The 25298-nt window shown below is 47.3% G+C and carries 21 protein-coding genes and 1 pseudogene; 20 read left to right on the top strand and 2 right to left on the bottom strand.

Annotated features, from left to right (window positions below):
• The first annotated feature begins 68 nt into the window (after positions 1 to 68).
• The 12 genes and pseudogenes from H2C83_RS08700 (at position 69) to hfq (ending at position 13921) form a co-directional block, all read left to right on the top strand.
• The gene (locus H2C83_RS08700; RefSeq protein WP_181739801.1) at positions 69 to 638 is read left to right on the top strand and encodes a xanthine phosphoribosyltransferase; all 570 of its coding nucleotides are present in this window, start codon (positions 69 to 71) and stop codon (positions 636 to 638) included.
• A gap of 389 nt (positions 639 to 1027) precedes the next feature.
• The gene (gene miaB, locus H2C83_RS08695; RefSeq protein ID WP_181739799.1) at positions 1028 to 2530 is read left to right on the top strand and encodes a tRNA (N6-isopentenyl adenosine(37)-C2)-methylthiotransferase MiaB; all 1503 of its coding nucleotides are present in this window, start codon (positions 1028 to 1030) and stop codon (positions 2528 to 2530) included.
• Entirely contained in the window at positions 2514 to 2936 is a 423-nt protein-coding gene (locus tag H2C83_RS08690; protein ID WP_181739797.1) for a YlbF/YmcA family competence regulator, read from the top strand. The genes miaB and H2C83_RS08690 overlap by 17 nt, the downstream gene beginning before the upstream one ends.
• A 99-nt stretch (positions 2937 to 3035) precedes the next feature.
• A complete protein-coding gene (gene cotE / locus H2C83_RS08685) occupies positions 3036 to 3632 on the top strand; it encodes an outer spore coat protein CotE (RefSeq protein ID WP_181739795.1) in 597 nt (198 codons plus the stop codon).
• Positions 3633 to 3800: 168 nt separating this feature from the next.
• Entirely contained in the window at positions 3801 to 5186 is a 1386-nt protein-coding gene (locus H2C83_RS08680; protein ID WP_181739793.1) for a putative amidoligase domain-containing protein, read from the top strand.
• Positions 5187 to 5263: 77 nt separating this feature from the next.
• A pseudogene (locus H2C83_RS18545) lies at positions 5264 to 5365 on the top strand (MutS N-terminal domain-containing protein); the annotation flags it as partial.
• Between the two features lie 578 nt (positions 5366 to 5943).
• On the top strand, positions 5944 to 7365 hold the full coding sequence (locus H2C83_RS08670; RefSeq protein ID WP_181739790.1) for a reverse transcriptase/maturase family protein: 1422 nt from the start codon (positions 5944 to 5946) through the stop codon (positions 7363 to 7365).
• Positions 7314 to 9983, top strand: coding sequence for a DNA mismatch repair protein MutS (gene mutS, locus H2C83_RS08665; protein ID WP_181739850.1), 2670 nt, complete (start codon positions 7314 to 7316; stop codon positions 9981 to 9983). Before H2C83_RS08670 ends, mutS begins: the two co-directional genes overlap by 52 nt.
• Before the next feature lie 20 nt (positions 9984 to 10003).
• Positions 10004 to 11923, top strand: coding sequence for a DNA mismatch repair endonuclease MutL (gene mutL, locus H2C83_RS08660; protein WP_181739788.1), 1920 nt, complete (start codon positions 10004 to 10006; stop codon positions 11921 to 11923).
• A 2-nt stretch (positions 11924 to 11925) separates the two neighbouring features.
• Positions 11926 to 12708, top strand: a complete 783-nt coding sequence (locus H2C83_RS08655; RefSeq protein ID WP_181739786.1) for a class I SAM-dependent methyltransferase — start codon at positions 11926 to 11928, stop codon at positions 12706 to 12708.
• Positions 12705 to 13634 (top strand): tRNA (adenosine(37)-N6)-dimethylallyltransferase MiaA, encoded by a 930-nt coding sequence (gene miaA / locus H2C83_RS08650; protein WP_181739784.1) that lies wholly within the window; start codon positions 12705 to 12707, stop codon positions 13632 to 13634. The genes H2C83_RS08655 and miaA overlap by 4 nt, the downstream gene beginning before the upstream one ends.
• Positions 13635 to 13678: 44 nt before the next feature.
• Positions 13679 to 13921, top strand: coding sequence for an RNA chaperone Hfq (hfq, locus tag H2C83_RS08645; protein ID WP_181739782.1), 243 nt, complete (start codon positions 13679 to 13681; stop codon positions 13919 to 13921).
• 108 nt (positions 13922 to 14029) lie between these two features.
• Here hfq and H2C83_RS08640 read toward each other — a convergent pair whose 3' ends face one another.
• Entirely contained in the window at positions 14030 to 15586 is a 1557-nt protein-coding gene (locus H2C83_RS08640) for a multicopper oxidase family protein (RefSeq protein WP_181739780.1), read from the bottom strand.
• 204 nt (positions 15587 to 15790) lie between these two features.
• Between H2C83_RS08640 and H2C83_RS08635 the strand changes: the two genes are divergently transcribed.
• A complete protein-coding gene (locus H2C83_RS08635) occupies positions 15791 to 16252 on the top strand; it encodes an NUDIX hydrolase (RefSeq protein ID WP_181739778.1) in 462 nt (153 codons plus the stop codon).
• Positions 16253 to 16497: 245 nt separating this feature from the next.
• Here the strand turns inward: H2C83_RS08635 and H2C83_RS08630 are convergent, their stop codons facing one another.
• Entirely contained in the window at positions 16498 to 17634 is a 1137-nt protein-coding gene (locus tag H2C83_RS08630; protein WP_181739776.1) for a zinc-dependent alcohol dehydrogenase, read from the bottom strand.
• A 181-nt stretch (positions 17635 to 17815) separates the two neighbouring features.
• Between H2C83_RS08630 and spoVK the strand changes: the two genes are divergently transcribed.
• From spoVK to H2C83_RS08595, 7 genes are all read left to right on the top strand, one after another.
• The gene (spoVK, locus tag H2C83_RS08625) at positions 17816 to 18820 is read left to right on the top strand and encodes a stage V sporulation protein K (RefSeq protein WP_181739848.1); all 1005 of its coding nucleotides are present in this window, start codon (positions 17816 to 17818) and stop codon (positions 18818 to 18820) included.
• Positions 18821 to 18846: 26 nt separating this feature from the next.
• Complete coding sequence (gene hflX, locus H2C83_RS08620) at positions 18847 to 20100, top strand: GTPase HflX (protein ID WP_181739774.1); 1254 nt, start codon at positions 18847 to 18849, stop codon at positions 20098 to 20100.
• A 28-nt stretch (positions 20101 to 20128) separates the two neighbouring features.
• A complete protein-coding gene (locus H2C83_RS08615) occupies positions 20129 to 21391 on the top strand; it encodes a methionine gamma-lyase family protein (RefSeq protein WP_181739772.1) in 1263 nt (420 codons plus the stop codon).
• Positions 21392 to 21426: 35 nt separating this feature from the next.
• Positions 21427 to 21906, top strand: a complete 480-nt coding sequence (locus H2C83_RS08610) for a DUF456 domain-containing protein (protein ID WP_246333823.1) — start codon at positions 21427 to 21429, stop codon at positions 21904 to 21906.
• 154 nt (positions 21907 to 22060) lie between these two features.
• The gene (locus H2C83_RS08605; RefSeq protein ID WP_181739846.1) at positions 22061 to 22459 is read left to right on the top strand and encodes a MerR family transcriptional regulator; all 399 of its coding nucleotides are present in this window, start codon (positions 22061 to 22063) and stop codon (positions 22457 to 22459) included.
• Between the two features lie 41 nt (positions 22460 to 22500).
• A complete protein-coding gene (gene glnA / locus H2C83_RS08600) occupies positions 22501 to 23835 on the top strand; it encodes a type I glutamate--ammonia ligase (protein ID WP_181739768.1) in 1335 nt (444 codons plus the stop codon).
• A gap of 293 nt (positions 23836 to 24128) precedes the next feature.
• Positions 24129 to 24998, top strand: coding sequence for an HAD family hydrolase (locus H2C83_RS08595; protein WP_181739766.1), 870 nt, complete (start codon positions 24129 to 24131; stop codon positions 24996 to 24998).
• Positions 24999 to 25298 lie beyond the last annotated feature (300 nt).

The raw sequence follows: 25298 nt of genomic DNA, 5'->3' as shown, positions 1-25298 counted from the left end.
AATAACAAAGAAGCTGGCTGGCCGGAGCAGCCTCCGGACTTCATGGAGAACGGGTGGAGGGACGTCATTTGAAAAGACTGAAGGAAAAAATTCTCAAGGAAGGATTGGTCTTGTCTGAGGACATCCTGAAGGTGGACAATTTTCTCAATCATCAAATTGATCCGGTTTTAATGCAGGAAATCGGGCAAGAGTTTGCGAAGCAATTTCAGCAGGAATCGGTAAGCAAGGTTTTAACCATTGAGTCGTCGGGAATTGCCCCGGCATTGATGACAGCCTTGGAACTGGGAGTGCCGGTTGTTTTTGCACGCAAGAAAAAATCACTTACTTTGACAGATTCATTTTATGAATCAAAAATTTTTTCATTTACCAAACAGGAGATAAATACCGTAGTCGTTTCCAAAAAACTTTTGACGAATGAGGATCGTGTGTTGATCATTGATGATTTCCTGGCCAATGGACAAGCAGCAGAAGGGCTGATCGAAGTGGTAAAAATGGCTGGTGCCCACCTGTCAGGAGTCGGGATCGTTATTGAAAAGGCCTTCCAAAACGGGGGAGCCCGTCTGCGGCAAGCTGGAATTCGCGTGGAATCACTAGTGGAAATTGCATCATTAGCCAACGGGCAGATCACTTTTAAATGATCAACCTGAAAAATAATCAGTTAAAGCTGGATGATTTTTCTGGAAAGAGATCCGGCTTTTTTTAATGCCTGTTAATAAATAAAAAAGTTTGTATCACAAACAAAATTCTGAAAGACAACCAGGCAAATCATACACTTTATATAAAAAAACTAAAACATAGAAACATGTTTGAACCATCCAAAGAAGGCAAGCGGAAAAGCTTCTGAATGCAGAATTGCCGTAGGATGTTCTTGATTTGGTAAAAAGGCAGACAAAATTCGTGCTGTTGAACATAGTAGAGACATCGTGTATAATTATTTAATTGCAGTGTTGCTAATTTTGGCAAACAGATTGGAAGAAACCTTCCGTTTGATATAGCAGGAGATATCTCACCGGAAAGAGTGAATAAAATGAGCAAAGAAGTAAAAGATTACAGCAAATATTTTGTTGCTCCCGATTTGAAATCTGCCAAAAGGCGGGGGAAATCGGACGTGCAAGTGATCCGGTTTGAACAGATTCCGGAAAATATGCGCAATGCAGGCGCTGGAAAAAAATATATGGTGGAAACATATGGCTGTCAAATGAATGTACATGACAGTGAAACGATTGCTGGAATTTTGGAACAGATCGGGTATGAATCAACGGATCGCGAGGAAGATGCAGATATTATCCTGCTGAATACCTGCGCGGTTCGCGGGAATGCAGAAGACAAGGTGTTTGGCGAATTGGGACGTCTGAAACAGCTGAAACTGGAAAAGCCTGATCTGATTCTGGGTGTGTGTGGCTGCATGTCCCAGGAAGAGGTTGTGATCAACCGTATTTTAAGAAGCTATCAGCATGTTGACTTGATATTCGGTACTCACAACATCCATCGGCTGCCGTTCCTTTTGCGAAACGCCTTGTTTAACAAAGAGATGGTTGTAGAGGTGTGGTCAAAAGAGGGCGATGTGGTTGAAAATATGCCGAAGGTCCGTCGGGATGGCTTGAGCGCGTGGGTAAACATTATGTATGGTTGCGATAAGTTCTGCACATATTGCATTGTGCCTTACACACGCGGGAAAGAACGGAGCCGGCGTCCTGAAGATGTTTTGAATGAGATTCGCGAACTTGCCCGGAAAGGCTATCAGGAGGTTACTTTGCTGGGGCAGAACGTAAATGCTTATGGCAAGGATTTGGCTGACGGCAATTATACGTTTGGGGACCTGATGAATGATGTGCGCAAGATTGGAATCCCGCGTGTCCGGTTCACGACAAGCCATCCACGTGACTTTGATGATCATTTGATTGAAGTGCTTGCCAAACGGGGCAACCTGGTTGAACATATCCACCTGCCGGTTCAATCGGGAAGCACAGAAGTCCTGAAAATGATGGCCCGCAAATATACACGTGAATCCTATCTTGAATTGGTGGGAAAAATCAAACAGGCAATTCCGGATATCGCCCTTACTACTGATATCATTGTCGGTTTTCCCGGTGAAACGGATGAGCAGTTTGAAGAAACACTTTCCCTCGTTCGGGAAGTTGAGTATGATTCGGCCTTTACGTTTATATACTCCCCCCGCGAAGGAACGCCTGCGGCAAGCATGAAAGATGATGTTCCGCCTGAAGTGAAGAAGGAACGCCTCCAACGGCTGAACGAGCTGCAAAATGAAATCAGCCGCAGAAAAAATGAAGCACTGCGCGGAAAAGTGGTTGAGGTTCTGGTTGAAGGAGAAAGCAAGAAAAATCCGGATATTTTGTCAGGCAGAACCCGCACCAACAAACTGGTCAATTTTGAGGGGCCCAAAAGCCTGATTGGGAAATTTGCCCATGTGCGCATTGATCAACCGCAAACCTGGACATTAAAAGGAGTATGGGTTGATGAAAAAGCCACTGACCAAAGTGGGGGGATAAGAAATGGAACCCATCCCTGAAAATCATCCGGTCCTGAAACGTGCCCGTCAATTTGCAGAACTGATCCAGGAAAGTGAAGAGATCAAAAGATTTCGCGCTGCTGAACAGCAGGTGCAAAACAGTGAAACCGTCCAAAAACGGATTGATGTAATCAGGCACAAACAAAAGGAATGGGTGGTGGCCAGGCATTATCAGAAAACGGAATATGCCCGCCTGTTGGAAAAAGAACTGGACCAGCTGAACCACGAACTGGAAAGCCTTCCGATTGTCCGTGAGTACCAGCAGTCCCAGGTTGATATAAACGACCTTTTGCAAATCATTCAACAAGTGATTGCATCTACTGTCTCACAAAAAATTTCTGTTGTAACAGGCGGAAAAATGGATCATAAATGCGGCAACTGCGGTCATCGAGGTTGTTCATGTTAAAAATTTGGCCCCACAGAAAATTCTCTGTGGGGTTTTTTGGCACTCTAGACGATTACCCTGCATACACTTGTTAGTGAACGATGTTTGGAGGAGGGAAGAATGGTGTCATATACAGATAGAGCTGTGGAATATCGCCAAATCTTAACCAAGGCGGTATGCGGCAAAGGCCGCAAGTTTTCACAGGCAACCCATACCGTAAGTCCGCCGGAAAACATTCATACAATATTAGGGGCATGGGTAATCAATCACCAATATGAGTGCAGCAAGGTTGGCGAAGCTGTCGAAGTCAGCGGAAGTTATGATGTGAATATCTGGTATTCGACGAAAGGAAATACCAAAACCGATGTTATCAAAGAAACTGTTTATTATACGGAGCAGGTTCCGATGAGTTATTACGACCGGAATACCCGTGAATCTTCTGTAGCAGTAAGTGCAGCAGTGACACAGGCTCCCAATTGTGTGGAAGCATCCATAGCGTCCCATTCGGATGAAGTTGTTGTCCGTGTTGAAAAAGAGTTTGTTGTTGAAATGGTTGGAGAAACCAAAATATGTGTTCCTGTTTATCCATTGGAATATGCTGAAGCGGATGACAAGGAACTGGTGGGAAGCTACGGGGAAATGCAGAATGAGGATCTGGATGAAGCATCTTTTGATGATTTGGACCCGGATTTGATTATTGATGATTTGGAGGATTAGAGTGTTAAAAGGTAATCAGTTTTTGGGCAACTGCTGGCATGATCGTCAGCAGTTAATTTTTGCTTTTTTCAGTAAAAAACTACTTTTAACCAAACGTTAAATTACAACATAACATAGAGCAACAATGCTCTTGCCGGAGAGTGGTACCGAACAGAAAGGGGAAAGGTTATGGGAGCCGTTACCCTTCCTTGTCTGAGTTCAAACAATAAACAATCTTTGAAAAGCATGATTGTCGAGAAAAAAAGAAAGCTGGCTTCTACCATTCATTTGGAAAATAGCGGACTTGTATCGTTATCAGATTCCATTTTAGTATTAAATGAAGAGGAGCAGGTAGAAAAGAGCAAAAATCCCTTGATCCGGAATCGAATCTTGCGCATGCATGGTGTACCGGTGTATGTCAATATTCATCCTTTGCGGGAGTATTTGGTCGCTGTTTTCCAGACCAAAGTATTGGTTGTTTATCGTTCCCGGCAGTTTAATGCCTGGCTGGCAGATCGGAAGAGGCAGCGGGATTCATTTCAACGGATATCTGATCAGGATAAGTCCCGTGAAGTGCGGAAAATAAAAAACTGGGCGATCCGGGCCCTGTATGCGTTGGGATTGGATTACGGATTAATCCGTATGGGAGTTGGATCTAACCAAAGATATTTTGTCCAGCAGGTGATTCCCGGTCCCCGGCTAAATGCCGAAATGGAGCAGGCATTTATCAAAGCGGTACAGGAATATGTCAATAAATGTGTTGAATCGCCGGAAAGCAGATGGGAAGATGTTGTAATGGGAGCAGATCCGGAATTTATTATGGAAGGGAGAACCGGGAGCATTTTGATTGCTTCCAACTTTTTCCCGAGAAACGGAAAGGTAGGATGTGATGCGATATGGATGGGACAAAACCGCTCCCATAAGCCGCTGGTTGAACTGCGCCCGGAACCGACACCGGACCCGAGGACACTCGCGATCAGTATTTATAAAGGACTGCAGTATGCCGTAAAAAAGACCGGACGAGTCCCTGCAAAGTGGTTGGCCGGTGCATTGCCCCACCATGCTTTCCCGTTGGGAGGCCATATCCATTTTAGCGGCATTTTTCTCAACTTTAAATTATTGCGTGCCCTGGACAATTATCTGGCGTTGTTGCTGGCCATTGCAGAAGATCCCCAGGGAATCGGACGGCGCCCCAAATATGGCTTTTTGGGAGATTTCCGATATCAGAAACATGGCGGGTTTGAATATCGGACCTTGCCCAGCTGGCTGATTTCTCCCACGTTAACCAAAGGCGTTTTTGTCGTTGCCAAATTGGTTGCCCTGCATTATCGTCATTTCAAATATTTTCCGCTTTCATGCCAACAGGTGCAGGAAGCCTATTACCAGGGGGATAAGGACTTATTGGCAAAATGGTTTCCTGTTTTATGGAATGAATTGAAGAAATGCCCCCACTATGAAAGGAACAGGCATTATTTGGATAATTTTTATAAGTATATCTCATCGGGATCGACGTGGAATGAATCCCGGGATATCCGGAAAGCATGGCAACTTCCGCCCTATCAACGGAAAAAATGAGCGAAAAAAGTGGGACGGTGTGCCAATTCATGTTAAAATATTGCAGTAAAAAATTATAGTGACGGAGGCAGAGAGCTTTGGCAAAATATACTCCGATGATACAGCAGTATCTGTCGATCAAGGCACAGTATCCAGATGCCTTCTTATTTTTTCGATTAGGCGATTTTTACGAAATGTTTGTGCGCCCATAAGGGCTTACAGGGAATCTGCTCCTGGCAGGGCAGTAGGTGCAGGACGCATTGATATCACCTATCATCAACCAACTGATCCGGAGGGGAAACCCGAGGGAGAGTGTAGCATGTTGGTAAAGTCACAAGTCACCAAGCTACCATGGTGCGACTGCGTGGCGAGATGAAAGGTTGTGAATGAGGATGAAAGCTTGATTGCCTGAATGACAGTCCAAGCCGACCGCTCGTAGTCCATGACGGAAGGTAGCTGTGTACGTCATGCAGCCGTGGTAATTCGCATGAAAACATGGCGAATTGCACAGAGAAGAATGCGTCCCGCGGCTGGGCAACCTCGGACAGAGGTAACGGACGAACGTCACATCCGACATCACAACAAGCCATGTCTCTGCAAGTCTAAATGGGGATCACCTAAGTCGGAATGCTGGCTTTACAGCTATGATCAACGGATCTGAATATCCGATATGGTGACGGAGCTCCAGTAGTAGTCCGAGCCAGGGAAAGCCTGGTACATGGCGAAGGGGAGCAGCATGCTCAAGTTCCATACTGCAAGGGAAGAAGCGTGAGGCTTTATGAGAAATCCTGAGTATGTATTGAACAGTCTGGCTGCAAAATCTGGTGACCAGAATTACAAATTTCAAAGGATTTATCGAAATCTGTACAACCGGCAATTTTATTGTCTGGCTTACCGCAAGCTTGCCAAAAAGAGATCAGTAAAGAAACAGAACCAGGAAACCTTTTTCCGTTCCATTCACCAGCTGATCGCCGATTTAAAGGCAGAAAGGTATCAACCTGAAGCAATTGCCGATTCCCGCCAGGGACGTTTTCACGATTCGTTGGTGCAGGAAATTGTCAGGATGCTTCTCGAAGCGATATATGAGGGGGTTTTTTCCAACGATTCGCATGGGTTTCGGCCCAGGCGCAGTTGCCATACGGCCCTTTTGCAGGTAAAGCGGGATTTTATCAATGTGAACTGGATGATTCATGCTGATCTTCATCCTTTTTTTTCATCCATTGACCTGCAGCTGCTTCGCGTGATTTTGCGAAAAAGAATCATGGATGAAAAATTTATCCGGCTGATCAACAAGTTTTTGCGGACGGGAGCGCTGAATGACTGGCAGTTTCAGCAAACATACAGCGGAACCCCGATTGGAGGAATCATCGGTCCGATCCTGGCAAATATATATTTTCACGAACTGGACATGTATGTAAAAAAGCTGGCTGATCCGCCGTACAAGGGAAACCTGCTGCCGGAAAATCGTGTGGAGAAAATGGCAAAACCGGCCGGCAGGCGCCTGGTGTATGTGAGATATGGGGGAGAGATGCTGCTTGGGGTGAATGGATCTAAGCGGGAAGCCGGGATTATCAGGGATCAGGTGGCACAGTTTGTACAATGCCAATTGAAAATCCCGCATCCACAAGAACACTTCACGGTAAGACATGCCGGAAAACCGACAAGGTTTCTTGGATATGACATTTTGGTTAAAAAGAGATGCAAACTTTATCTTCCGCATGATATTTGGGTAAGTAGACTACATGGCCTGAAAGCAGTCAAGACCGGCCAAAACGGCCTGTTAAAGCCAGTGCACCGGAGCGATCTGGTCAAGCTTGGCGATCCGGAAATTTTATCAGTCTGCAATGCGGTGATCCAAAGTATGTACAATTATTACCGGCTTGCGGACAATGCCAGTGTCATGTCAAGGTTTCACCATTTCATCAAATACAGCATGGTTAAAACGTTGGCTTTCAAATATAAAAAATCAGTGCGGAAGATTATGCAGAAGTATTTGCATGAGGGAAAATTTGCGGTTGTTACGGAAACAGATGACGGGTCAGAATTGATAAAGCTTTATGACGGTGGATTTGCGCATAATTCCAGTCCAATCCTGCAAGATGACGTGGATCGGATTCCAGAACGAAAACAGGATAAATTCTTTGAAAGATCACCAGGTATGAGCCGGATTTCGGAGCAGGCGGAGAGCCGTATACGCTGAGAGGTGTACGTACGGTTCGGAGAGGGGTTTTTGGAAACCTGCCGCCCGCAAGGGGGCAAGGCGCCAAATTCCTACTCTACTTTGAAGATGCCAAAAAAGCTGTGGAAGAACTGGAGATTACGTTAACCAGCCGTGATGGCGGTTCCGAACGGATTCCCATGTGCGGTGTTCCTTACCATTCGGCCCACACTTATGTGGAGCGCCTTATTGACAAGGGATATAAAGTGGCAATTTGTGAACAGGTGGAAAATCCGGCAGCAGCCAAGGGCGTTGTGAAACGGGAAGTGGTTCGGGTGATTACTCCCGGTACCATTATTGAAGATGACATGCTGGTGGACCAGGAAAACAACTTTTTGCTGACTCTGACCGGAACCGAAGATCATGTTGCGCTTGCCGCAGTGGACCTGTCGACCGGAGAATGTTACATCACCGAGCTGACGGGTTCCCTTGAACTGATCATGGGGGAAATATCATCCTATCAGCCCAAAGAAATCGTCTTGGATGAAACATTGGCTACAATCTCTGTTTTAAAGGAGCGGCTTGAGATCCGTTTGAAGTGTTTGATCACTCCTTATTCCATAGATGCAAAATCGGAGAGAGAATTGGAAGAGGAATTGCCTGATCAATTCCCGCAGTATAAAGAGGCTTGCAACACCCCTTATCTGCAGAGAGTGGTTTGTTTGCTGTTCTCCTATCTCAAGCAGACGCAGAAACGCGCTTTGCATCATATACAGCGATTAAACCGATACGACGCCAGGCAATACATGATTTTGGATGAAACCGCCAGGAAAAACCTGGAATTGTGGTCAACCTTGGGGGAAGGGAAAAAAAGAGGCTCTTTACTGTGGCTGCTGGATCAAACCGCAACGGCGATGGGAAGCCGTATGTTAAAAAAGTGGCTGGACAAGCCGCTGTTAACGATAAATGAGATCAGGCGGCGCCAAAATATGGTGCAGGCTTTTCTGGACGATTTCCTCATGCTGGATGAAGTCCGGGACATGATGAAGCAGGTGTACGATCTGGAACGGCTAGCGGCCCGGATTTCTTACGGATCAGCCAACGGGCGCGATTTGAACAGTGTCAGCCGTTCCCTGTCCATAATTCCCCGGTTGAAGAAGAGGCTGGCGGAGACGAACTGCAAGCCGCTCAGGCAACTGGCAGAAGAAATGGATGAATGCGGAGATTTGCAGTCGCTGATTGCAGAAGCGATTACAGATGAACCGCCAATTTCCGTAAAAGAAGGCGGAATCATTCGCGAAGGGTATAACCCGGAACTGGACAAGTTGCGTTCGATCCAAAAGGACGGGAAAAGCTGGATTGCCGAACTGGAACAGAAAGAAAGGGAACAGACCGGCATCAAGTCCTTGAAGATCCGGTACAATCGCGTGTTTGGCTACTATATTGAAGTGACCAAATCAAATCTCCATCTGGTCCCGGAACAGCGTTATCACCGCAAACAAACACTGGCCAATTCAGAACGGTTTATCACTCCGGAATTGAAGGAACGGGAACAGTTAATCCTGAATGCTTCGGAAAAATCAGTGGAACTTGAATATGAACTGTTTACCCGGGTAAGAGAAAAGATTGCCGGCCAGGTTCACCGCCTGCAGGCACTCTCGGAGCGTGTAGCCGAACTGGATGTATTGCATGCATTTGCTCTCGTTGCCAAAAGGTATCATTATGTTCGTCCAGAGGTGCATAATGGCAATCATCTCAGGATCAAAGCCGGCCGTCATCCTGTTGTGGAGGCCGTAACCGGGACAGGAGAGTTTGTGGCCAATGACGTGGAGCTGGACAGCGAAAACAGCCAGGTGTTGTTGATTACGGGGCCCAATATGGCTGGGAAAAGCACGTATATGCGGCAAATCGCCCTGATTACGATATTGGGTCAAATTGGCAGTTTTGTTCCGGCTGATGAAGCTGAGATTGCTATTGTCGATCGCATTTTTACCCGCATCGGGGCTGCCGATGACCTGATTGGCGGGCGGAGTACGTTTATGGTGGAGATGGCCGAAACGCGTCATGCCTTAAAGGAAGCCACCGGGCGAAGCCTGATTCTGCTGGACGAAGTGGGGCGGGGAACATCCACGCATGACGGAATGGCACTCGCCCAGGCAATTGTGGAATATATTCATGATCATATCGGGGCAAAAACATTGTTTTCCACCCATTATCATGAATTGACGGAACTGGAAAAAAGATTGCCCCGGCTGGTAAATGTCCATGCCCAGTGCATCGAGCGAAACGGAAAAGTTGTTTTCCTGCACCGGATCGTCCCGGGAGGAACGGATCGCAGTTATGGAATTCATGTCGCCGAACTGGCAGGCATCCCTGCCAAGGTGATTGAAAGGGCAAAACAACTGTTGTCCGAACTGGATCAGGCCCGGTCTCAGGATAAAAGCAATTCCTCATCGGCTTTGTCCGGACAGCTGTCTCTGTTTGGCGATCTGCCTGTGGATGAAGCGGCTCCCGATTCAGGTCAGGCTGTTTCTGAAACAATCCCTGCTGTGGAAAAAGAGGTACTGGACGCCCTGCGCAAATGGGACCTGATGAATAAAACACCTTTTGAATGCATGCAATTTTTGTTTGAAACGAAACAGAAACTGGATAAAGATTAAAAAGGAGGAGGGAGGATGGCATGGGGAAAATCCAAATTCTTGACGATCATTTGGCGAACCAGATCGCTGCGGGGGAAGTGGTCGAAAGGCCTGCATCCATTGTCAAAGAGCTTGTCGAGAACGCGATCGATGCACGGGCGACCCGGGTGCAGGTCATGATTGAAGAAGGCGGAATTTCGTTTATCAAAGTGTCGGATAATGGGATTGGCATGGACCGGGAAGATGCGGTTTTGGCATTTTCCCGCCATGCCACCAGCAAAATCAAACGGAAAAGGGATCTGTTTGCCATCCGTACCCTGGGATTTCGGGGAGAGGCCTTGCCGAGCATTGCTTCCGTGGCCAAAGTAGAGTTAATTACGGCTCATGATCCATCCGCGCTTGCCACAAAGGTGACCATTCAGGGCAAAGAGCCCGTTTCCATCGGTGAAACTTCGCGCTCCCGCGGGACGGATGTGATTGTCAGAAACCTGTTTTACAACACGCCCGCCCGTTTGAAATATTTGAAAACGGTCAATACCGAAGTGAGCCATGTTGCGGATATATTGGGCCGGCTGGCGTTTGCCCATCCCGATATTTCCTTTTCCCTGACCCATAACGGGAGGCAACTGTTTTACACGACCGGAGACGGGAAACTGCTTCACGTCCTGCTGGCAATCTACGGGAAACAGGTGGCCGGGCATGCGATACCGGTTCAGGCGTCCAATGTGGATTTCCATCTTCGCGGACTGGTGACAAAACCCGAAGTAACCCGGTCCAACCGTTCCTATCTGTCAATTATCTTGAATGGACGGTATGTACGATCCTTGCCGATTACTCAATCCGTTTTACGCACCTATGGGACCCTGTTGCCGAAAGGCCGGTACCCGATTGGTGTTTTGCATCTGAAAATGGATGCCAGGCTGATGGATGTCAATGTACATCCATCTAAGCTGGAAGTGCGGCTCAGCAAGGAAAAGGAATGTCGCCAGTTTGTGGAAAACGCGATCCGGCAGGCATTGCAAAAAGAGCGTCTTGTTCCGGCTGCCATCACGGACGGGTTTCGGTCCGGGCCGCAGGTTGCCGAACAGCAATCTTTCGATTGGGATCATTCGGAAAAACCGGTCCTAGAATACACGCAGTCAAAAACCGGTTCAGCTTCACAGGTTCGCGAGAATGTTTCACCATCAGCGAACCGGACACTGAAAAGCCAGCCTGCCGAAAAGCGGAATGCGGATGGGGCAAATTTCGAACCCCAACCGGTGGCAGCGGAAAAAAACAATGAAGAGGCAGTGTCCGATACCTGTCCGGAACCGGCCGGGGAAAAAGACCAGCTGGCGGGGATGGGCACGGATACATCCCATGATGAATCGCCGGGACCGCGTCTGCCTGCCATGACTCCGCTGGCGCAGGTGCATGGCACCTATATCGTGGCCCAGACGGAGGACGGTTTTTACTTGCTGGACCAACATGCCGCCCATGAGCGGATATATTATGAAGTGTACGCCAGAAAACTGGGGGAAGATCATCATCAACAGTATCCCTTGCTGGTGCCGTTAACGATTGAGTGTACGCCGGCAGAAGCGGAAGTACTGCATATGCGGCTGGCCTATTTGCAAAAGTGGGGCCTTGACATGGAACCTTTTGGCGGGACAACTTTTGTGGTGAGAGCCTATCCGACCTGGTTTCCCAAAGAAGACGAGAGCCGGCTGATTCATGAAATCATTGACTTTATGAAGGAGAACGGAAAAGTGGATACGGCACAATTAAGAGACGCGACAGCCAAAATGATGGCTTGCAAGGCGGCGATCAAGGCAAACCGGAATTTGCGGCGTGACGAGATGGAAGAGCTGTTGAAACAGTTGAACCGTTGCCAGAACCCGTTTACGTGCCCGCACGGACGGCCGATCTTTGTCCATTTTTCTGTTTATGATTTGGAAAAAATGTTTAAAAGGGTGATGTAAATTTGTTTGTCACCACTTCGTTTGATCCAGGCGAAAATGAAACAGAAGCCGGACAAAAACTTGCTGCTGGTTGGAACGTTCCATTTCTCGCGCGCGGGCGCAAGTCGCTTAAGGCACTGTTTGAAGAGATGAAAACAGATCGGGCGGTCATTATTGGCAAAAATGAATGGCGGTATGAAGAGAAAAACGGTTTTACCTTCTATTTTCATCCCAATATGTCAGCACTCAGGGTCAAACACCTGATGGATGGACAACCTGATCGAATGGTGACGGCTGCCAATTTGGGCAAAGGAGACCATGTGCTCGACTGTACGCTGGGAATGGGAGCAGACGCGATTGTTGCCAGTTACGTCGTGGGAACGTCGGGAAGGGTGGTGGCGCTGGAAAGTGAACCGGTTATTGCCGAGATTGTCCGCCATGGCCTCAGGCATTATGAAACTGACAGAAAATCTCTCATTCAGGCAATGCGCAGGGTTGAGGTGGTTTCATCCAATTATCAGTCTTATCTGCAGGAATGTGAGGATCAGTCTTTTGATGTTGTCATGTTTGACCCCATGTTCCGGGAAACGGTGGAGGGCTCGGCCGGAATCCATATGTTAAAGCCGCTTGCCAATGCAACGCCACTTGAATGGGAGTCGGTCCAGGAAGCGGTGCGGGTCGCCCGCAAAGCTGTATTACTGAAAGAACGCCCCAAAAGCGGCGAATTTGAACGGCTGGGTTTTACAATCGTCAAATCATCATCCAGCTACGCCTGGGGCGTGATTGAAAAAGGAGGAGGCCAGTGAAACCAAAACTGCTTGTGATTGTGGGGCCGACGGCTGTCGGAAAAACCCGGTTAAGTGTATGGCTTGCCAAACGGTTCCATGGAGAAATTATTTCCGGGGATTCGATGCAGGTTTACCGGGGAATGGATATCGGAACAGCCAAGATCATGCCCGGGGAGATGGAGGAAATTCCCCACCATCTCATTGATATTCGCGATCCTGATCAATTGTTTTCAGTACAGGAATATCAGAAATTGGCGCGCGAAAAAATAGCGGAAATCACGGAACGCGAACAGTTGCCCATGCTGGTCGGGGGAACCGGACTCTATATTGAGTCGGTTGTTCACGATTATGCCATGCCCCATGTGAAAGAAAACATGGAACTTCGGAAAGAATTGAAAGAGATGGCACAACGGGAAGGGAAAGAAGCGCTCCATCGGAAGCTGGAAAAAGTCGATCCGGTACAGGCGCACAAACTGCATCCCAATGATGTCCGGCGCATCATCCGCGCTCTGGAAGTGTATCATGTGACAGGGAAACCGTTTTCAGAACTGAAACGGAAAGGCACATCCCCCTATGATGCTTTGTGGATCGGGCTGACCATGCCGCGTGAACTGTTATATGAGCGGATTAACCGGCGTGTGGATGAGATGATCGCTTCCGGCCTGGTCGATGAAGTGAAACAACTTTGGAACAAAGGCTACAGGCTCCATTTGACTTCCATGCAGGCGATCGGGTATAAAGAAATTATGAGCTATCTGGAAGGGGACATATCATTTGACGAAGCGGTTCACCTGATCAAGCTGGGTTCGCGGAAATACGCAAAAAGGCAGTTGTCATGGTTTCGACGCCTGTCAGAAATTCATTGGTTTGACATAACAAACGCCGAATCTTTTCAAGAAATTGAACTGTTGATTGCAGGAAAGTTTCATTTGGCTAGAGAATAGAGTACAATAATGTTAAATGTAAAAATACATAGGAGGTACGGGTTTTGAAACAAACAATCAATATTCAAGATACATTCCTCAACCAAATCCGCAAAGAATCGGTACCGGTTACGATTTATCTGGTGAACGGCTTTCAGTTACGTGGAATAATCCGTGGATTTGATAACTTCACCATCGTAATCGATAGTGATGGAAAACAGCAAATGGTTTATAAACATGCCATTTCCACATTTACTCCCGCACGTCCCGTTTCATTGATGCCCGCCAATGATGACAAGGAAAGCTGATCCGGTCCATATCACTTGGTTTGAAGCTGCTGGCCTGCTTTTAGGCAAGGTCAGCAGCTTTTTTGATTTTTGCGGCTGGAAAATGGCAATGAAAGATGAGTATATAGGCTATCTTCTCACGATCAGGTAGGGGCGCATCATTTCCCAGTCTTCGTGCTCCAGGATATGGCAGTGCCATACAAACTCTCCGGTAAAGGGAGTTAGGCCAAAATGCGGAATAATCCTTGTTACCTGGCCAGGGTGGGCCCTTACCGTATCCTTCAGACCCCGTTCACCGGGAGATGGCGGGACGGGGGAACCAGTGAACCGGAGCTTGCCGGTTCGCCGGAAATGGTTCACGTCAAAAGGCTGGCGGTTCAGGATGCGAAAATGAACCTCATGCAGATGGATCGGATGGGTATCTTCGGTTGTGTTAATCAGTTGCCACAGTTCCAGACTGCCCTGGCGGGGTTTGGTTGTAATGGGATCATCCCATCTTTTGTTTTGCAGTAGCAGCAGCAATCGGCCAAACCGGTCCGTGCTCTCAACCAGGGAAAGATTGCGGACCTTTTGCACCCTGCTTAACGGTGTTGGCGGAATCGTGCCGAGCCGCTCGGGAATGGAACTGGTATCCTTGAAACTCAAAGGTTTTTTTACCCTGAACTGCATGACCAGACCTGTTGTTCGGGGGGGTGCCGGTGTTCCGTCGGGAAAAGGCGCAGGAGCGCTGTTGATCATTGTGACCGTTTTCCCTTTAAACCGGGAGAAGTCAAGAATGACATCGGCCCGCTCGGCAGGAGCGAGAGTCAATGTTCTGATGCGGGCCGGCCTCTGGATAAATCCGCCATCGGTTCCGATCAGTATAAAAGGCTGGCCGGAACTGAGACGCAATGTGTAAAAGCGGGAATTGGAACCATTAAGCAGGCGAAAGCGGTATTTTCGGGGTTCCACATTTAAAAACGGCCATACTTTTCCGTTTACCAGATTGGTATCCCCAAAAAATTCCGGCACGATTGAGGGATCGGGAAGCCTGCGGAAGGTGGTTTCCGGACGCCTCGGGTAAAAGAGCGATCCATCCCGGTTAAAGGAGCGGTCCTGGATAACGAGGGGAATTTCAAATTTTCCCTTGGGGAGGTTGAGTGACATTTCATTTTTGTCCCGAACAAGATAAAACCCTGCCAGTCCGGCATAAACATTGAGCCGGGTAATGCCGAGAGCATGATCATGATACCAGAGAGTGGCGGCTCGTTGGTTGTTGGGATACCGATAGATTTTGCGCTGGAAAAAAGGACCAGTCTGTCTGAATCCTCTGGTGAACCAGGCATCGGGATGCCCGTCGCTGTCCGGGGGAGAGACGACCCCGTGAGCGTGGACGACGGTTCTTACTTCCGGCGTTCTTCTTGCCCCATGAATCGTTTTGTCCACAGGGAGCAAGTGCCTTTTCGGCAGTTGGTTCAGCCACAATATCCGAACCGGTTCATTCCTTTTTACTTCGATGGTCGGGCCGGGATACTGCCCTTCATATCCCCAGATTCGGGTGGGAGGAAGATCGCGGTGAAGTTTTTGAAATCTTTCTATCATCCGGACGATATAAAAGGTAAACCTGGAATTTCGCGATACCGGTTTCAGGGTTTTGGGAATGGGAAGCGGATCAGTAAAGGGAGTGAGCCGTTTTTTCAGTCTCATCCAAGCTTCTCCTTTCTTCAAGGGAATCTTTCAGTTTAGTAAATGTGAAAGCGGCTTTTGACGCAACGGTCAGTTGACTACAGGATGAAAAAAAGCGGAATTTTTATATCAGAAAATGGAAGAAGCAATTTTCCCGGAAGCAAGGAAACAGACGATGTATTGTCAAAATGATAAATGTTCCAAAAATTGCAGAGGAGTGGGAAAATGTCAAAAGATCGTTTTACTGCACCTGTTACGATCCACCTGTTTTTTATCAGGGAGGATCAGATTCTTTTGCTGCGCCGTTATAACACCGGCTATGAGGATGGCAATTATTCGGTGGTTGCGGGCCACCTGGATGGTGGAGAAACGGTCAAACAAGCTGCTGTGCGCGAGGCAAAAGAAGAGACTGGGGTTTCATTGCGGGAAGATGACGTGAAAATTGTCGGTGTGATGCACAGAAAAACGGGTGATGAACGGATTGATTTTTTTGCAGCCGTGAAGAATTGGGAAGGAGAGATTCAAAACCGGGAGCCTCACAAATGCAATGACCTGCGTTTTTTTTCTTTGGACAATCTTCCGGCAAACATGATTCCATACATTGTTCGTGCAATTCACAACTACCGGAAGGGCCGCTGGTTTGACAGTTTTGGCTGGGAGAGCGTGACGGTTGACTCGACCAGGTAGTCAAAATTTCTTTGGATGAGATCTGAAGGGCAATTTTTGGATTGTTTATTCGGTAAAAAAAGACCGGAGTCGTCTGACCCGGTCCCAGTCTGTAAAAAACAACGATTTGGTGGCGATTTTCAGAACCCGTCAGCTCCGCCTTGCGAAAAAGCGATCATGGTGGCGGGCTTTCACTCTCCTCGTGTGCCAACAGAATGGTCTGCCGGTCGATTGGTTCCATGTTTCCCATTTTCTTTTCCTTCAGTTTACGGTTTGAGTACCACTTTAATGCATCCCTCCTTTTTGGCGTCAAAAATCTCATATCCGTATTCCGCCTGCTCCAGGGGTAAACGGTGTGTAATGATATCGGTGGGATCAAACTCGGCATTCTCAATGCTCTTGTACAGTTGCGGAATGTAATGGATGACCGGTGCCTGGCCCATCTTCAAGGTAATATTCCGGGAGAACAGGTCTCCAAGCGGAAAAGCGTTGTAGCGCATACCGTAAACCCCAACCAGTTGGATCACGCCACCTTTGCGCACGGCCTGGGAAGCGATTTGAATGGCTCCCATGGAACCTCCCTGGAGTTTCAGGACAGTTTCAACCGTTTCCAGTACTGTTTTCTTTCCGTCCATGCCAACACAGTCGATGACGACGTCTGCTCCGCCCCTGGTTATTTCCTTTAAATGATGTCCAATGTTTTTTTCCTCTTCAAAGTTGACGGTTTCCACGTCATTGCACCGTTTGGCATGTTTCAGGCGATAACCGACATAATCAACGGCAATCACCCGTTTCGCCCCTTTTAGCCAGGCGAATTTCTGGGTCAGCAGTCCAACCGGGCCACATCCAAGGACGATGACGGTATCGCCTTTTTTCACCCCGGCCTGATCGACGCCCCAAAAAGCTGTCGGCACGATGTCGGATAAAAACAGCAATTTTTCGTCTTCCAGCTCACAGTCGTCAGGAACCCGGAAAGGAGTAAAATTGCCAAAGGGCACCCGCATCCATTCGGCTTGTCCACCCGCATATCCGCCAAATGTTCCCGAATACCCGAAATAGCCGCCACTCTCACCGTAGGGATTTGAATGATCGCACTGGCTTTCGAGCTGGTGTTTGCAATAAAAGCACTCTCCGCAAGCTACCGTAAACGGAATGATTACCCGGTCCCCCTTTTTCACTTTTGTTACCTCGGGTCCGGTTTCTTCAACCACACCCATGGGTTCGTGCCCGATAATATAATTTTCGGGAAGATTGGGGATCATCCCGTGAATCAGATGCAGATCGGAACCGCAGATTGCCGAGCTGGTAATGCGGACAATGATGTCGTCCGGTCTTTCAATTTCCGGGGCCTTGACTTCTTTTACTTTTACATCTTTGACGCCTTGAAAGGTAACGGCCTTCATCAGAACACTCCTCCTTTTTTATTTTCCTATTTTATCCAATATGCACAGGCCAAAAACTTTTACTGTTTTATTCGTTGGAGCGGGGGCGATGAATAAACGGTGGTCTTTTGGGTACTTTTTCACCAAAAAATGGGCGGATGCGTATACTGGGATGAGCGAATCCGGACGACGAGGTGAAACCATGAACAGGAGAGTAATGACGGGAAATGCCAGGCACCAGATCCATGTGGTGTTTGATCATCCGAAAAAAGATTTCGCTTCTCTGTCCCGGCCAATTGAGTTTTCCCCTTCTGATCCGGCCGGTGGGGAAGGGCCTTTGCAAGATTGTCTGGAACAGTTGAATCAGCTGGTTGGTTTAAATAAAATCAAGGAATTTATTAAAGAAATCTATGCCTGGCTGGAGATCGGAAAAAGAAGAAGAGCCGCGGGTTTAAGTGCGGAACAGCAGGTGCTGCACATGATTTTTTCGGGAAATCCGGGAACCGGGAAGACGACCGTGGCACGCATTCTCAGCAAGCTGTTCAAGGAAATGGGAGTGTTGTCAAAAGGTCATTTCATCGAGGTGGAGCGGGCAGATTTGGTTGGCGAGTATATTGGCCATACGGCGCAAAAGACGCGGGAACATGTAAGAAAGGCATTGGGAGGAGTCCTGTTTATCGATGAAGCTTATTCACTTGCTCGCGGAGGAGACAAGGATTTTGGAAAAGAAGCGATCGATACAATGGTAAAATCAATGGAAGATTACAAAAATGATTTTGTTCTGATTTTGGCCGGTTATTCGGAAGAAATGGAAGCTTTTCTGCGACTTAATCCCGGTTTGCCGTCAAGATTTCCGATCCATCTTCAATTCCCGGATTTCCATTTGGATGAATTGATGAAAATCGCGGCCCAAATGGTCAAAAAACGGGAATATCGGCTGTCTTCCGCCGCCCGGGATAAACTTCGCAAGCATTTGCAGCAGAAATTGCTGACCTCAAAGACGGAATTCGGAAACGCGCGTTATGTGCGAAACCTGATTGAGCAGGCTGTCCGGCACCAGGCAGTCCGGTTAATAGGCAAACGGGAGATCAGCAGAGAGGAATTGATGACCATCCAGTGTGAAGATTTGCGGTTTGATCAATATGCGCAGAAATCCGGGGCAAGTTCATGGTATAATGAAAAAATGCCAAAACCGTATTTTGTCTGAGAAAGGAATGAATCGGCATTAACGAGATGCAATCAAGAGAAAGAGCGATTTTAGTGGGCTCGGGGCCTAAAAGGCGGGAATGGGAACTGCGCTCCACTTTGGATGAGTTAACCAGTCTGGCAGAAACCTCGCACGCGATTCCGGTGGAAAAAGTGCTGCAATTCAGGGGGCGAAAGGATCCGAGCTGGCTGATCGGGCGGGGGAAAGCGGAGGAAATTTCGAAAATGGTTGAAGAAAAACAGATTGACCTTGTCATCTTTGACCAGGAACTTTCCCCGGCGCAACTCAGGAATCTGGAATCATTAATTCCTTGTAAAGTGATTGACCGTACGCAACTCATTTTGGATATTTTTGCTCAGCGGGCAAGAACAAAAGAGGGAAAAATCCAGGTGGAACTGGCTCAGCTGCAGTACATGCTTCCAAGGCTTGCCGGGAAAGGAAAGGAAATGTCCCGTTTGGGGGGCGGCATTGGAACGCGGGGACCCGGAGAAAAGAAACTGGAAACGGACCGCAGGCATATTCGGCGCCAGATCCGCCTATTGACGAAGCAACTGGAAGGGATCAAGAAACATCGCCAGCTGCATCAGGAGCACCGGAAAAAGAACCGGATTCCCCAAGTTGCGCTGGTCGGGTATACCAATGCCGGAAAATCGACTTTACTAAATCAGCTTACCGGCGCTGAAGTGTTGGCTGAAAACCAGCTGTTTGCTACCCTGGACCCGACTTCGCGCCTGCTTGTGCTGCCATCCGGAAAAGAAGTCATCCTGACAGATACGGTTGGTTTTATTCGCCAGTTGCCGCACCACCTGGTTGCCGCGTTCCGTTCCACGCTGGAACATGTCAGGGAAGCAGACCTGCTGCTTCATGTCATTGATGCGTCCCATCCGGAAGCAGAAGAGCAGATCGAAGCGGTGGAGCAAGTACTGGCAAGTCTGGAAGCATCCAATATTCCTGCCTTGAAGGTATGGAACAAAACCGATCTTTTTTCCGGTGCTGTTCCGAAACAATGTGGAGGGGAAAACCTGTTTGTCTCTGCTTTTTCTGAAACAGATCTGGAGCGCCTGAAAGAAAAGATCGGGCAATTGCTGCAAGAGGACATGGTCACGGGACAAGTTGAAATTCCGGTGATGCGAGGAGATTGGATTTCCCTGTTGCATCACAAAGCGGAAATGATTGAATCGAATGCAGATGAACTGATGATGAGCATAAGGTTTCGTCTCTCCCATGCCGATTTTGAACGGTTGCCCGCAGAGTTAAGAAACAGGATACAAATCCGGTAAGATTTGATAATAGGAATGTGATGAAGCTGTGTACGAAACTTTGAACCATGGAACATGGATTGAAAAAAAAGTCCGGGAAGCAGAAAAAAAAATTCAACCGGTTCTCAAGGAAGTTGAAAAGAATGTGGATTTAAAGCAATGGCAGGTACTGAATGCTTATCGGGAAATGAAAGTGAGTGAACTTCATCTTCAGTCTTCAACCGGCTACGGTTACGATGATCTTGGCAGGGAAACGTTTGAGAAAGTTTTTGCTCAAATAGTTGGTGCGGAGCAAGCGTTGGTAAGGCCAAACATAATCTCGGGAACCCATGCTATTTCTGCCTGTTTATACGGGGTGTTGCGACCCGGAGATGAATTGGTTTATTTGACGGGACGCCCTTACGACACATTACATCAGGTGATCGGTTCATCCAGAGACGGTTCTGGTTCGCTGGCCGATTACGGGGTTTCTTATCGCGAAATTCCTTTGACAAAGGAAAATGCGATTGACTGGCTGGCGTTTGAAAAAGCGGCAAATTCCCGTACACGCATGGTGGCTATCCAACGGTCACGAGGTTACGCTGACCGGCCGTCTTTTACAATCAGGGAAATCAGGCAGATGATTCGGCGTGTACGGGAGATAAGCCCCCAATCGGTGATTTTTGTCGACAACTGTTATGGAGAGTTTGTCGAACAGGAAGAGCCGACAGCCGCAGGAGCGGATCTGATCGCGGGCTCCCTGATCAAGAACCCGGGCGGAGGAATGGCAAAATCGGGAGGATACATAGCAGGAAAAAGCGAGTTGGTTGAAAAAGCAAGTGCCCGGCTGGTGGCTCCCGGAATTGGTGTGGAAGGCGGAGCTACCTTTGGTCACATGCATGATTATTATCAAGGGCTGTTCATGGCTCCCCATGTCGTCGGCGAAGCGTTAAAAGGGGCGATTTTCACAGCCGCTTTCCTGGAGGAAACCGGTTTTAAAACCACTCCTGCATGGAATGAAAAAAGAACCGATATTATTCAGCAGGTGTATCTGGGAAAACCGGAGTTATTAATTGCTTTTTGCCGGGGAATTCAATCCGCTTCCCCCATTGATGCACATATTTTGCCGGTTCCGTCACCCATGCCCGGTTATGAAGATGAAGTGATCATGGCTGCCGGAACTTTTGTGCAGGGAGCCAGCATTGAACTTTCTGCGGACGGTCCTCTCCGGCCGCCCTATATTGCCTACATCCAGGGAGGATTGACCTATTCTCATGTAAAGATTGGTCTGGCCCAGGCCATGGATTTCATGATCGAAACAGGGCATTTTTAATATAAACAGACAGAAAGGAGACATTTCCATTGGACATGCTATGGTGGGGGATCATCATCCTGTTGTTTATCCTGGCTTATCTTGGGCTGATTGTTCCGGCCCTGCCTGATGCTCCGTTGATGATCGCCGGCTTTGTCATTTACCAGTTTTTGATTGATTCCGGCCAATTGGGGTTTGGCTTTTGGATTACCGTACTGATTCTGGCCATTTTGTTGATTCTGGTTGATTATGTTTCAAGCAGCATTGCTGTCAAAAAATTTGGCGGGAACGCCTTATCAGTAGCCGCCGCCATTTTGGGAGTCATCATAATTCCTGTCGTAATGGGGCCCGTCGGGGTTATTGCCGGTCCTTTTTTGCTGGTATTTGCCCTGGAACTGGTCCTGAAAAAATCGGTGACAGTCGCCTTGCGTATTGCTTATGGCACTTTGATCGGCTTCTTGGGAGGGATCTTTGCCAAATTTATTGTGTTGACGGGCATTCTGATCTGGTTTTTCGTCCTGGTATTCTGGGCTTGAAAAAGCCGCGCTCCTTCGGGAGGGCGGCTTTATGACATTCAAATAAACTCGTGTTAATTTTTCTTACATGTATTGACAAAGAAACATGACATAAATAAAATAAAAAATGAAGAGACGACAATCCCGCATGTGAAAGGGGGCTTTGTCGATGGTTTTGAGAGATGCAGAAAGACGGAATATGCCTTTGTTTCCGATAGGGATTGTAACCAGACTCACCGAATTGACTCCGCGGCAGATCCGGTATTACGAAAAGCAAGGCCTGATTTATCCGGCCCGAACAAAAGGAAACCAGAGACTGTTTTCCTTTAATGATGTGGACCGTCTGTTGCAGATTAAATCTTACTTGGAAAAAGGAATTAACATCGCGGGGATTCGGGAGATGTTAAAACAGTCCCAGGAAATTAAGGAAGCAAGAAAAGAAGCGGAAAAAGCAAAAAGGGAATTGTCGGAGCGGGAATTGAGACGGATGGTAAAGAGGCAGTTGATTTATCCGGACCGCCCGGGGAAAATCCCTTTGACCCATGGCGAGTTTTCGCGGTTTTTCCGCCATTAGGATTGAAATGACGACATCTGGATGAAGGGAGCAATGTCACGATGGCTAAATATTCAAAAGATGATATTTTACGAATCGTTCAGGAAGAAAATGTTGCGTATATCCGCCTGATCTTTACCGATTTGCTGGGTACGATCAAAAATGTGGAAATTCCGCGCAGCCAGCTGGAAAAAGCACTGGATAACAAAATGATGTTTGATGGATCCTCGATTGAAGGATTTGTACGAATCGAAGAATCGGATATGTATCTATATCCGGATCTGGATACCTTTGTCATTTACCCGTGGGGAAATGAAAATGCCAAAGTAGCCGGGCTTGTCTGTGATATCCACAATCCCGACGGCGCACCATTTGAAGGAGATCCGCGCAGTATTTTGAAACGGGTGCTCAGAGAAGCGGAAGAAATGGGCTATACCTCCTTCAATGTCGGAACCGAACCCGAGTTTTTTCTGTTCAAGACAGATGAAAACGGAGAACCGACACTTAACCTGAATGACAAAGGCGGCTATTTTGATTTGGCCCCGATGGATTTGGGGGAAAACTGCCGTCGTGACATCGTTCTTACACTGGATCAGATCGGTTTTGAAGTGGAAGCTTCCCACCATGAGGTAGCACCCGGACAGCATGAAATTGATTTCAAATATGCGAATGCGGTGACGACAGCAGACAATATTCAGTCGTTCAAACTGGTGGTAAAAAATGTGGCGCGCCGCTATGGCCTGCATGCCACCTTCATGCCGAAACCGCTGTTTGGTGTTAATGGTTCCGGAATGCATTGTCACATGTCGCTGTTCCGTGGCAATGAAAATGTTTTCTATGATGAAACTGATGAATTGGGTCTCAGTGAAACAGCCCGTTATTTTTTGGCCGGGATCCTGAAACATGCCCGTTCCTTTACCGCGATTACCAATCCGCTGGTTAATTCATACAAACGGCTTGTTCCGGGTTATGAAGCTCCGTGTTATGTTGCCTGGTCTCCCAAAAACCGCAGTCCTCTGGTACGTGTACCGGCGTCGCGCGGCCTCAGCACCCGGATTGAAGTGCGTTCCCCAGACCCGGCTGCAAACCCGTACCTGGCTTTGGCCGTCATGTTAAAAGCAGGACTGGATGGGATCAAAAACAAATTGCCGCTTCCCAACCATACGGATCGCAATATCTATATCATGGATGAACAGGAGCGGCGAGATGCCGGAATTGATAATCTGCCGGAAAACCTGGAAGTGGCCTTGATTGAATTGCAAAACAACCCGGTGATGGTCGAGGCGCTCGGGGAACATGCCTTGTCCCACTTTGTAGAAGCCAAGGAAATTGAATGGGATATGTTCCGTACGAACGTCCATCCGTGGGAACGTGAACAGTACATGAATCTGTACTAATCAAAAACGCCCCCTTGATGCCTTTGGTATGAAGGGGGCATATTTTTTTGGCTTTTTTGCTGGAAATCCTTGCCTCGTTTCCTCTTTATCAGGTGAGGGAAGAGGCTTATCATGGATGTGGTAAAACACTTAAAACTTTGACCGCTTTTTTATGTGCCATGTCTTGCAATTCGCAAGTTTTGCCTTCGTATTGATTTATTTATTATAGACATGTAAATTGTAATGAGAGGAAATAATTTATAAGAATGTTAATAAGTGAAATAGATAATTCAATGTGAAAGGATTAATCTGAGATGACGATTAATGCAGTAGCGCTAGATATGGATGGAACATTGCTGGATCAGGATAGTTCAGTCAATTCCAAATTGGCTGACATTTTATTTAGAATGCAACAAAGGAAAATAAAGATTTTTGTGGCTACCGGCAGAACACATACGGAAGTCATTGATGTCATTCCTGCAGATCTTCATCTGGATGGGATTGTATCTTCCAATGGAGCGGGATGTTATGCCGGGGATAAAAAAATCGTGCATCATACGTTGGAGCAAGATATTGTGAAAGAAGTCATTTCCGCTGCCAGGAAAAATGGCTTATACTATGAGATTCATTCAACCAAAGGCCCCCGGTTTGCACTGGCTGCCGATCAAACAGGGATGGAGAACGAAGTTAACCAGACGAAACCGGCCACGCTGCAGGAAAATGAATATATTTCACGGAAAATGGCGCTTGCTTATAAAATTCATTGGGTTGATCACATTGTTACGGAAAATGTGGTGAAAATATACTTTTTCAGCAGAGACTGCGAGAAAATGAAAGACTGGAAAGCGCAGCTAAGCCGGATGCGGAACAAAATGAATTTCTCCATCTCCTCCTCTTCCAGCCATAACGCAGAAATCGCTGTAAATCATGTGTCCAAAGCAACAGGACTTCGTTTATTGCTGGACGAATATGGTTTGTCCCCGGCAGAGTTAATGGCTGTCGGCGATAGTGAAAATGATTTGCCCATGTTTGAACTGGCCGGCTATTCGGTTGCCATGAAAAATGCAATGGATTTTGTCCGAAACCAGGCAGATGAGGTTACAAAATATCCTTATTATGAAGATGGATTGTATCATTTTTTGCTGGAAAAATTTTTTGGGATTATAAAAAATAGAAGGAATTAACTACTGATGTGAAGAGGAAATGAATTTTTTTAATGGATGATGTCAATATGGACGGGTCAAAATTTCATTCAAAGGTTAATGGAGCAATTTCTGGAGACATATTGACCGTTTCTTTGCAAGACGGAGACGAAACGGAGTCCTGAAAATCGTTATCCTGGATATGTTTTTCTACAGTATGAGCCCATGTATTGTTTAAATATATGGGCTTTTTTCATGGACTCTATCATTTGATAACTATATAAAAACATGTTTAAAAGTTTATGAACGATTGGTGACTAAGCTGGATGGCTATTGCTGAAA

Origin of the sequence: Thermoactinomyces mirandus, from assembly GCF_013868055.1 — a bacterium.
Lineage (GTDB): Bacteria > Bacillota > Bacilli > Thermoactinomycetales > Thermoactinomycetaceae > Thermoactinomyces > Thermoactinomyces mirandus.
This window is presented reverse-complemented; position numbering and strand designations above follow the sequence as displayed.